Consider the following 8,885-nt stretch of genomic DNA (forward strand, 5'->3'; position numbering starts at 1 on the left):
GTGGGACGACGGCGCCTGGGTCGTCGCCGTCCCTCAGTCGTCGATCGCCGCGTAGGCGGCCGCCCAGAAGTCCCGGCACACCGCCGGGGGCGACGGCGACGACCACGTGCGGTCGGTCATGAGGATGCCGACCAGGCCCTCGGCCGGGTCGTTGGCCCACGACGAGCCGAGGCCGCCGTCCCAGCCGTAGCTGCCCACCGAGCGGGCCGGCCCCGTCCGCCGGAGCTGCACGCCGACGCCGAAGCCCCAGCCGACGCTGCCGTCGGGGCTCGGCCCCGCCCCGCCCACGTGGTCGGTGGTCATGGCGGCGACGGTGGGGCGGGCCAGGAGCCGGCCGCCGGCGTGGCGCCCGCCGGCCAGCAGCATCGACGCGAACGCGAGGTAGTCGTCGACGGTCGACACCAGCCCGGCGTTGCCGGCCGGGAACGCCGGCGGCCGGCTCCACTGGCCGTCGACCGGGTCGTACACGGTGCGCTCGCCGGTCGCCGGGTCGGCCGTCCAGCACGGCCCGAACCGGTGCCGCTCGCCGTCCGGGACGGAGAACCCGGTGTCCCGCATGCCGAGCGGACCGAGCACCCGCTCGCGCAGGAACCCGTCGAACGGCTGCCCGCTCGCCCTGGCCACCAGCACGCCGAGGACGGCGCTGCCCGTGTCGTACAGCCAGCGCTCGCCCGGCTGGGCGGCCAGCGGGAGCGTGCCCAGCCGCCGCAGCCACTCGTCCGGCTCCGGCGGCTCGGCGGGGGCGGGCGGGCCGGCGCCGAGCTCGAGCGCGGCCATCGCCTCCAGCACCGGCTGGGGCCCGGCGGCCGCGAAGTCCATCCCCAGGCCGAGGCGGAACGTGAGCACGTCCCGCACGGTGATCGGTCGCCTGGCCGGCACGGTGTGGTCGAGCGGGCCGTCCGGGCGGGCCAGCACCCGGCGGTCGGCCAGCTCGGGGAGCCAGGCGTCCACCGGGTCGTCCAGGCGCAGCCGGCACTCCTCGAGGAGCACCATGGCGGCGACGGCCGTGACCGGCTTGGTCATCGACGACACCCGGAAGACAGCGTCGCGGCCCACCACGTCGCCGGCGCTGCCGGCGTGCACCTCGCCCCGCCTGGCGACGAGCCACACCAGGCCGGGGACGTCGCCCCGCTCGGCGTGGCCGGCCATCACCGCGTCGAGCCGCTCCAACCCTGCGCCGGACAGCGCTCCCGTCGTCATGCCCGGTAGGACGGCCGGCGGGCCGCCGACTGATCGGTCGGCGTCAGCCGCAGGGCACCTCGGCGAGCTGCTCGCACGACGAGTCGATGCTCGCGGCCGTGGCGCGCCCGAAGTAGGCGACCGCGGCCAGGCAGATGGCCGCGATCAGGGCGAGCAGCAGGGCGTACTCGACGAGGCCGCCCCCGGCGTCGCCCGAGCACCTCCGTGGTTCCATCCCGTCCCCTTTCCTGGCCCCGGACGCACGTGGGGCGGGCCCCTGAAGGCCCGCCCCACGAGAGAGTGCGAAGATCGTCGCCCGCCTGGTGGCGGGAACGGTGCGTCAGCCCGCGATGTCGGAGCCGACGGTGTCGAACTTCTCGGAAGCGCTGGTGCCGAGGAAGCGGACGGCCACGATGCAGACCACCGCGATCAGCGCGACGAGCAGGGCGTACTCCACGAGCGAGGCGCCACGGTCGTCGTCCCCGAAGCGGGCCCGGACCCAGGTGGCGAAGAAGTCCCACGAGGTGAGCATTTCGTTGTCTCCTTGATGGTTCCGACAACCCCGGGGTGCTCCGGCGCTGCCTTCCTGTCGAGAGATCAATCGGCCACCCTGCGTGGGTGCTGGATAGGCCGTCCGGACCATTTCCCTGACCGTTGCGTCAGGACAGGCGGATGATCCCCATGCGGACGGCCTGGAGGACGGCCTGGGTGCGGTCCCTGGCGTCGAGCTTGGCGTAGATGGAGGCCAGGTGGTTCTTCACGGTCTTCTGGCTGATGTACAGCCGGGCCGCCACCTCGGGGGTGGAGCAGCCGTCGGCGATCAGCTGGAGGACCTCGACCTCCCGGCGGCTCACCACCTGCTCACCGTCCGCGGCGGCGGCGTCGAGCCGGCGCACCTCGTCGAGCATCGAGGCGGCGAGCTGGGGCGACAGCATGGCCTCGCCCGAGGCCGCCTGGCGGACCGCCTCCGCCACCTCCTCGGTGGAGCAGTCCTTCACCAGGTAGCCGGCCGCCCCGGCCCGCACGGCGTCGGCCAGGACCGACTCGTCGGCGTGCATGGTGAGCATGACGACCTGCACGGCGGCCAGGTCGCCCGAGGAGCGGATGCGCCTCGTCGCCTCGACCCCGTCGAGCTCGGGCATGGTCACGTCCATGAGGACGACGTCGGGCTGGAGGGCGGCGGCCAGGCGTACGGCCTCCTCGCCGTCGGCCGCCTCGCCGACGACGTCGAAGCCCTCCTCGGTCATCGACCGGCGCAGGCCCTCGCGCAGCATCCGGTGGTCGTCGGCGAGCAGCAACCGCACGGGCCGCTCCACGCTCGCGCCCAGCATGGTGGTCACACCGCCTCCTTGGTGAGGACGTCGGCGGTGCCGAGCCGGCACCGCACGGTGGTGCCCCGGCCCTCCGCCGAGGCGATCTCGAGGGTGGCGCCGATGCTCGACGCCCGTTCCCGCATGCCGAGGATCCCGTAGGAGTCGAGCCGCCCGGCCCTGCCCCTCGGGAACCCGACCCCGTCGTCGGCCACCTCCAGCTCGGCCACCCGCCCGTCGGTGCGCCAGCGCACGTGGAGCTCGGAGGCCCTGGCGTGGCGCTCGACGTTGACGATGGCCTCCTGGGCGATGCGCCACAGCTCCCGCTCCTGGGGGAGGGGCAGGCGCCCGGTGGCCCTGGTCTCCAGCGTGACCTCGACGCCGCTGCGCTCCCGCACCCGCTCGAGGAAGGCGGCCAGCGTGGTCGGGACGTCGGACTCCTCGCTCACCTCCGTGCGCAGGTCGTAGAGCGTGTCCCGCACCTCGCGGATCACGCCCCGCACGTCGGCGCGGAGGCCCTCGAGCGCGGGGCCGACGTCCCGGCCCGACCCGGCGTGCTTCACGATCCGGTCGAGCTCGAAGGCCAGGTAGGCGAGGGACTGGCCGATGCGGTCGTGCAGGTCCCGCGCGATGCGGAGCCGCTCCTCGTCGGCGCTGACCGTGCGCAGGCGGGAGAACCACCTGGCGTTGTCGATGGCCAGCGCGGCCGGCTCGGCCAGGCCCTCCAGCAGCTCCACGTCCCGGTCCCTCGGCCGGCCGGCGTCCTTCCACTCGACCGACACGAGCCCGATGACCGAGCCCCTGGCCGGCAGCACGGCGTAGACGCCGCTCCCGGCCGACGGGGCGAGCCCCGGCCCGCCGCCGTCGAGCAGGTTCGGGACGACGACGGTGCGGCCCCCCTCCGCGGCCCGGCGCAGCTGCGGGGCCAGCTCGCCGGTCGCCAGCCGGCCGGGGAGGCGGGTGCCCTCCCGCCGGGCGACGATCCAGGTGCCGTCGGTCTCGTCGTGGACGAGGACGGCGGCGGCGTCGAAGGCCAGCAGGTCGCGCAGGCGGGCCATGGTCGAGTCGACGACCTCGTCGAGGTCGAGCGACGCCGGCAGGGTCTGGGCCACCCGGTGCAGCGAGTAGAGGAGGGCGTTGGCGTCGGCCAGGCGGCCGAGGCGGTCGAGGGCGAGCGTGTGGCGGCGGTCGGCGTCGCCGGTGATGCGGCGGGCGTAGCCGGCCACGAGGGCGACGAGCAGGAGCAGCAGGGTCCACTGCGCCGACAGGCGCCCGTCGGCGGCCAGGTCCTCGGCGTCGGCCAGCATGGGCAGGGTGACGGCGGCCGCCGAGGCGGCGCCGATGCGCAGCGAGAAGGCGAAGCCCCTGGCGAAGCCGGCCACGATGATGGCGGTGACCAGGGAGAACACGAACGGCGACGCCCAGTAGCCCGTCCCGACGACGGCGAGCACGTGGATGGCGACCTCGGCCACCACCCGCACGAGGCTCGCCGTGTCGTCGGCGTAGGCGAGCGGGCGGACGGCCCGGAACACGGCGTAGCCGGTGACGACGAGGCACCAGGCCGTGAGGATCGGGCGCGAGGTCGACAGGTCGAGGCTGGCGAGCGCGAACCCGACGGCCACGGTCGCCGCCCGGATGGCGAGGATCGGCGACCGGAACGGGGCCAGGCGGTCGGCGGTCACCGGGTACCGTCCGGCGCGGTGGTGGTCATCGGGCTGACCGGGGGCATCGGCAGCGGGAAGTCGACGGTGTCGGCCATGCTGGCCGAGCGGGGCGCCGTGGTGGTCGACGCCGACGCCATCGTGCGGGACCTCCAGCGCCCCGGCACGCCCGTGTTCCGGGCGATGGTCGAGCGCTTCGGTCCCGGCATCGTCGCCCCCGACGGCACGCTCGACCGGGCCGCGGTGGCGGCGATCGCGTTCGCCGACCCGGCCGCGCTGGCCGACCTCAACGCCATCGTCCACCCGGCGGTCGGCGAGGAGATCGCCCGCCGCCTGGCCGAGGAGGCGCCGACCGACCACGTCGTCGTCCTCGACGTGCCGCTGCTGGTCGAGTCCGGCCGGGGCGACCTGGCCGGCGTGGTGGTGGTCGACGTCGACCCCGACGTCGCCGTCGCCCGGCTGGTGGCCCAGCGGGGGATGACCGAGGCCGACGCCAGGGCCCGCATGGCCAGGCAGGCGTCGCGGGAGGAACGGCTGGCCAGGGCCGACCGCGTGGTCGACAACTCGGGGACCGTCGACGACCTCCGCCGCCGGGTCGACGAGGTGTGGGCCTGGGCCCGCTCGCTGGCCGTCAACGCCCCCGGGAGCTCGCGGGCGACCGGGTGAGGACCACCCAGTCGCCGTCGTCGTAGGCCGTCCGCCACCCGCCGGCCAGGTCGAGCAGGGCGGGCAGGTCGTCGCCGGCCCGCCACAGCACCACGTCCACCTGCCGGCGCTCGAGCACGTCGAGGGCGGCCGGCGTGCCGGCGAGGAGGGCGTCCACGTCGTGGGACACGGCCTCGGGGTACAGGTCGAGGCGGTCGTCCACGAACACCCGCGCCTCCCGCCCGTACCGGAAGGCGAGGTAGTTGCCGGTGCCCACGTCGTGGGCCATCCGGTGGGCGGGGCCGAGGAGCCCCTCGCCGTCCATCCACTGGGCGGCCGCCACCGGGTAGCGGGCCAGGTCGAGGTGGGGGCCCCGCCAGGCGGAGGCCACGAGCCCGGCGGCCACGAGCGCCATGGCCACGGCCACGAGCCCGCCCGCCCTCGTCCGCTCCGGCCGGGCGGCGGACCCGCCGGCCAGCAGGGCCCGGCCGAGCGCCGGGGCGGCGACCACCCCGGCCACCGGCAGGTTCCGCTGGGCCAGCAGGCCTGCGGCCACGAAGGCGGCGACGGGCAGGGTGTCGGCCCAGCGCAGCCGGGCCCGCAGGAGCACGACGACGGCGCCGGCCAGGAAGACGAGGGCGAACAGGGCGTCGGGGCGGGAGAAGTCGGGCGACCGCCACTCGATGAGGGTCGACAGCACGTCCCGGCGCTCGATCGCGGTCAGCGGGAAGGCGAGGAGCCGGGGCCCGACCGGGTTCACGGCGGCGACGGCCAGGCCGGCGGCGAACGCCCCGAGCTGGCGGAGGCGGCGGCCGGCGGCCGCTCGGTCGCCGTCGAGGGCCTCGCCGGCGGCCCTGAGGACGAGCCAGCCGGCGCCGAGCACGAACGACCCGTGGACGTTGACCCAGACCCAGGCGAGCGGCACCAGCCACCACGGCCGGCGCTCCCGCTCGGCCGCCGTGACGAGCAGGGCGAGGGCGAGGAGGCCGTAGACGAACGGGCGCGGCGTCCAGAAGCCGATGCCGATCCCGAGGGCCAGCCCGGCCGCGGCCAGCGTGCGGACGGCGTCGCCCGTCCTGGCCAGCCGGGCGACGACGAGGGCGGTGGCGCCGTAGAGCGCGGCGTGCAGCACGACCACGAGGGCCCAGCCGCCGGCCTGGTGGGCCAGCCCGGCGACGGCCTCGGCCAGCCAGCTCTGCACGACCCACGGGTGGCCGGCCGCCGTCCACGAGTAGGGGTCGGTCGACGGCAGGCCGAGGCCGCCCAGGAGGTCGACGCCGGTGCGCAGGTGGAGCAGGGCCGAGTTGTCGGCGATCGGCCGGGCGCCGAGGCGGACGGCGAACAGCACGAGCGCGCCGACGAACAGGGCCTCGGTCGACATCGGGCGAGGGGAGGGCCACCGCCCCCGCCGGTGGGCCGGCCGCCGCCGCCGGGAACCGGGCCGCGCCTGGGCGACGGCGGGCCGGGAGGCCGGCGAGGACGGGGGCGCCGCTGGTCGGGTGGCGGTGGCCGTCACCCCCTTCCTGTCGGCCGGTCGGCGCCCGGGTCCAGCCCGCCGGCCGAGCCGACCGGTGCCCCGCCGTCGCCCGCCGTCGCCGCGCGGCGTCCCCCGCCGTCGCCGCCCCGGACCCGAGCCGAGCGCGCCTCGTCGGCGCCAGCCCGGCCCGGCGGCGTTGCTGTCACACCCCCTCGGTACGATCGCCGCCGTGCCGAAGTTCGAGGTCGTGTCCGAGTTCGCCCCCGCCGGCGACCAGCCGAAGGCCATCGAGGCCCTCGCCGACGGCATCCGCCGGGGCGACCGGTTCCAGACCCTGCTCGGCATCACCGGGAGCGGGAAGAGCGCCACCATCGCCTGGACCATCGAGCAGGTCCAGAAGCCCACCCTGGTCATCGCCCCGAACAAGTCCCTCGCCGCCCAGCTGGCCAACGAGTTCCGGGAGTTCTTCCCCCACAACCGGGTCGAGTACTTCGTCTCCTACTACGACTACTACCAGCCCGAGGCCTACATCCCCTCGAGCGACACCTACATCGAGAAGGACTCGTCGATCAACGACGAGATCGACCGGCTGCGCCACTCGGCCACCTCGGCGCTGCTCACCCGGCAGGACGTCATCGTCGTCGCGTCCGTCAGCTGCATCTACGGCCTCGGCTCGCCCGAGGAGTACAGCCAGCAGCTCCTCGTCGTCCGCCCCGGCGAGGAGCACGACCAGCGCCGCATCCTCCGCCAGCTGGTCGACATGCAGTACGAGCGCAACGACGTGAGCGTCACCCGCGGCCGCTTCCGGGTCAGGGGCGACACCATCGAGGTCCACCCGGCGTACGAGGAGACGCTCGTGCGCATCGAGCTCTTCGGCGACGAGGTCGAGCAGATCACCGTCATCGACCCGCTCACCGGCGAGCGGGTGGAGACCCTGGACGAGCTGGTGGTGTTCCCGGCGACCCACTACGTCGCCGGCGAGGAGCGCATGAAGCGGGCGATCCAGCGCATCGAGGCCGAGCTCCAGGAGCGCCTCGCCTGGTTCGAGGCGCACGGCAAGCTGCTCGAGGCCCAGCGGCTGCGCATGCGCACCCAGTACGACCTCGAGATGATGGCCGAGGTCGGGTTCTGCTCGGGCATCGAGAACTACAGCGCGCCGATCGACGGCCGGTCGGCCGGCGAGCCGCCGTTCACCTTGATCGACTACTTCCCGAAGGACTTCCTGCTCGTCGTCGACGAGTCGCACGTCACCGTCCCCCAGCTGCACGGCCAGTACGAGGGCGACCGCAGCCGCAAGCAGACGCTCATCGAGCACGGGTTCCGGCTGCCGTCCGCCGCCGACAACCGGCCCCTGCGGTTCGAGGAGTTCCTGGAGCGGCTGCACCAGTGCGTGTTCCTGTCGGCCACGCCGGGGCCGTGGGAGATGGAGCACTCCAGCCAGGTGGTCGAGCAGATCGTCCGGCCCACCGGCCTCGTCGACCCCGAGGTCATCGTGAAGCCCACCAAGGGCCAGATCGACGACCTCATCGAGTCGATCAACCAGCGGGTGGCGGCCGGCGCACGGGTGCTGGTCACCACCCTGACCAAGAAGATGGCCGAGGACCTCACCGACTACCTGCTGGAGATGGGGGTGCGGGTCCGCTACCTCCACAGCGAGGTCGACACCATCCAGCGCATCGAGATCATCCGCGACCTGCGGCTCGGCGAGTTCGACGTGCTGGTCGGCATCAACCTGCTCCGGGAGGGGCTCGACCTGCCCGAGGTGTCCCTCGTCGCCATCCTCGACGCCGACAAGGAGGGCTTCCTCCGCTCGGAGACGTCGCTGATCCAGATGATCGGCCGGGCGGCGAGGAACGTCGACGGCCAGGTGGTCATGTACGCCGACCAGGTCACCGACTCGATGCAGCGGGCCATCTCGGAGACCAACCGCCGCCGCCACCTCCAGCAGGTCCACAACCGGGAGCACGGGATCGACCCGCAGACGATCCGCAAGGCGGTCACCGACATCCTCGCCCACCTGCGGCCGGCCGAGGGCGCCCCGGTGCCGGGCGCCGACCGCCGCTCCCGCAGCCGCGACCGCCGCCGCGACCGCTCCGACCTGGCCAACCTGGGCGCCACGGAGCTCACCCGCCTGATCCGCACCCTGGAGGAGGAGATGCACGAGGCCGCCGCCGACCTCCGCTTCGAGTACGCCGCCCGCCTGCGGGACGAGATCAACGACCTGAAGCGCGACCTCCGCCAGGCCGTCTAGCTGTACTCGGCCGTCAGGTTGGTGACAGTCGGCTGATCGGTGGTTTGCCTCCGATGGCGCTGTGGCGGCGTCGAGTGTTGTACGTCTCGAGCCATGGTGCGAGCGCGGCGGCGCGGTGGCTGTTGGTCGTGAAGACCTGCCGGTAGGCCCATTCGGTCTGCAGGGTTCGGTTGAAGCGTTCGACCTTGCCGTTCTGCCAGGGGCAATGCGGTTTGATCAATAGGTGGTCGATGCCGGCGGCGGTGAGGAGCTCGGCGAGGGCCCGGCTGTGGGTGTAGTTCCAGGCGTTGTCGGTCATCAGCGCCTCGACGTGGACGCCGTGGTCGGCCAGGGCGTTTAGGGCTCGGGCGCAGAAGGCCACC

General features: G+C 74.5%; 9 protein-coding genes. 2 read left to right on the top strand and 7 right to left on the bottom strand.

Going from position 1 to position 8,885, the window contains the following annotated elements; all coding sequences use genetic code 11:
* Nucleotides 1–33 precede the first annotated feature (33 nt).
* The 5 genes from VGB14_17400 to VGB14_17420 form a co-directional block, all read right to left on the bottom strand.
* On the bottom strand, nucleotides 34–1,200 hold the full coding sequence (locus VGB14_17400) for a serine hydrolase domain-containing protein (protein ID HEX9994708.1): 1,167 nt from the start codon (nucleotides 1,198–1,200) through the stop codon (nucleotides 34–36).
* Nucleotides 1,201–1,243: 43 nt separating this feature from the next.
* Nucleotides 1,244–1,414, bottom strand: a complete 171-nt coding sequence (locus tag VGB14_17405) for a hypothetical protein (protein ID HEX9994709.1) — start codon at nucleotides 1,412–1,414, stop codon at nucleotides 1,244–1,246.
* A gap of 105 nt (nucleotides 1,415–1,519) precedes the next feature.
* A complete protein-coding gene (locus VGB14_17410; GenBank protein ID HEX9994710.1) occupies nucleotides 1,520–1,711 on the bottom strand; it encodes a Flp family type IVb pilin in 192 nt (63 codons plus the stop codon).
* A gap of 127 nt (nucleotides 1,712–1,838) precedes the next feature.
* Nucleotides 1,839–2,510: a response regulator transcription factor gene (locus tag VGB14_17415; GenBank protein HEX9994711.1), complete on the bottom strand. Its 672-nt coding sequence runs from the start codon at nucleotides 2,508–2,510 to the stop codon at nucleotides 1,839–1,841.
* Nucleotides 2,511–2,515: 5 nt separating this feature from the next.
* Nucleotides 2,516–4,171 carry a GAF domain-containing sensor histidine kinase gene (locus tag VGB14_17420; protein HEX9994712.1) on the bottom strand — a complete coding sequence of 552 codons (1,656 nt, stop codon included), beginning with the start codon at nucleotides 4,169–4,171 and terminating at the stop codon, nucleotides 2,516–2,518.
* Between the two features lie 18 nt (nucleotides 4,172–4,189).
* On the opposite strand from VGB14_17420, the gene coaE reads away from it, so the two are divergent.
* The gene (coaE, locus tag VGB14_17425; GenBank protein ID HEX9994713.1) at nucleotides 4,190–4,816 is read left to right on the top strand and encodes a dephospho-CoA kinase; all 627 of its coding nucleotides are present in this window, start codon (nucleotides 4,190–4,192) and stop codon (nucleotides 4,814–4,816) included.
* Here the strand turns inward: coaE and VGB14_17430 are convergent.
* Nucleotides 4,782–6,176: a hypothetical protein gene (locus VGB14_17430; GenBank protein HEX9994714.1), complete on the bottom strand. Its 1,395-nt coding sequence runs from the start codon at nucleotides 6,174–6,176 to the stop codon at nucleotides 4,782–4,784. The genes coaE and VGB14_17430 overlap by 35 nt on opposite strands.
* 325 nt (nucleotides 6,177–6,501) lie before the next feature.
* Between VGB14_17430 and uvrB the strand changes: the two genes are divergently transcribed.
* A complete protein-coding gene (uvrB, locus tag VGB14_17435; protein ID HEX9994715.1) occupies nucleotides 6,502–8,523 on the top strand; it encodes an excinuclease ABC subunit UvrB in 2,022 nt (673 codons plus the stop codon).
* A gap of 13 nt (nucleotides 8,524–8,536) precedes the next feature.
* Here uvrB and VGB14_17440 read toward each other — a convergent pair.
* Nucleotides 8,537–8,885: integrase core domain-containing protein (locus tag VGB14_17440; GenBank protein HEX9994716.1), on the bottom strand; the 349-nt coding region annotated here is incomplete at its 5' end.

The organism is Acidimicrobiales bacterium (genome assembly GCA_036399815.1).
Classification (GTDB): Bacteria; Actinomycetota; Acidimicrobiia; order Acidimicrobiales; family DASWMK01; genus DASWMK01.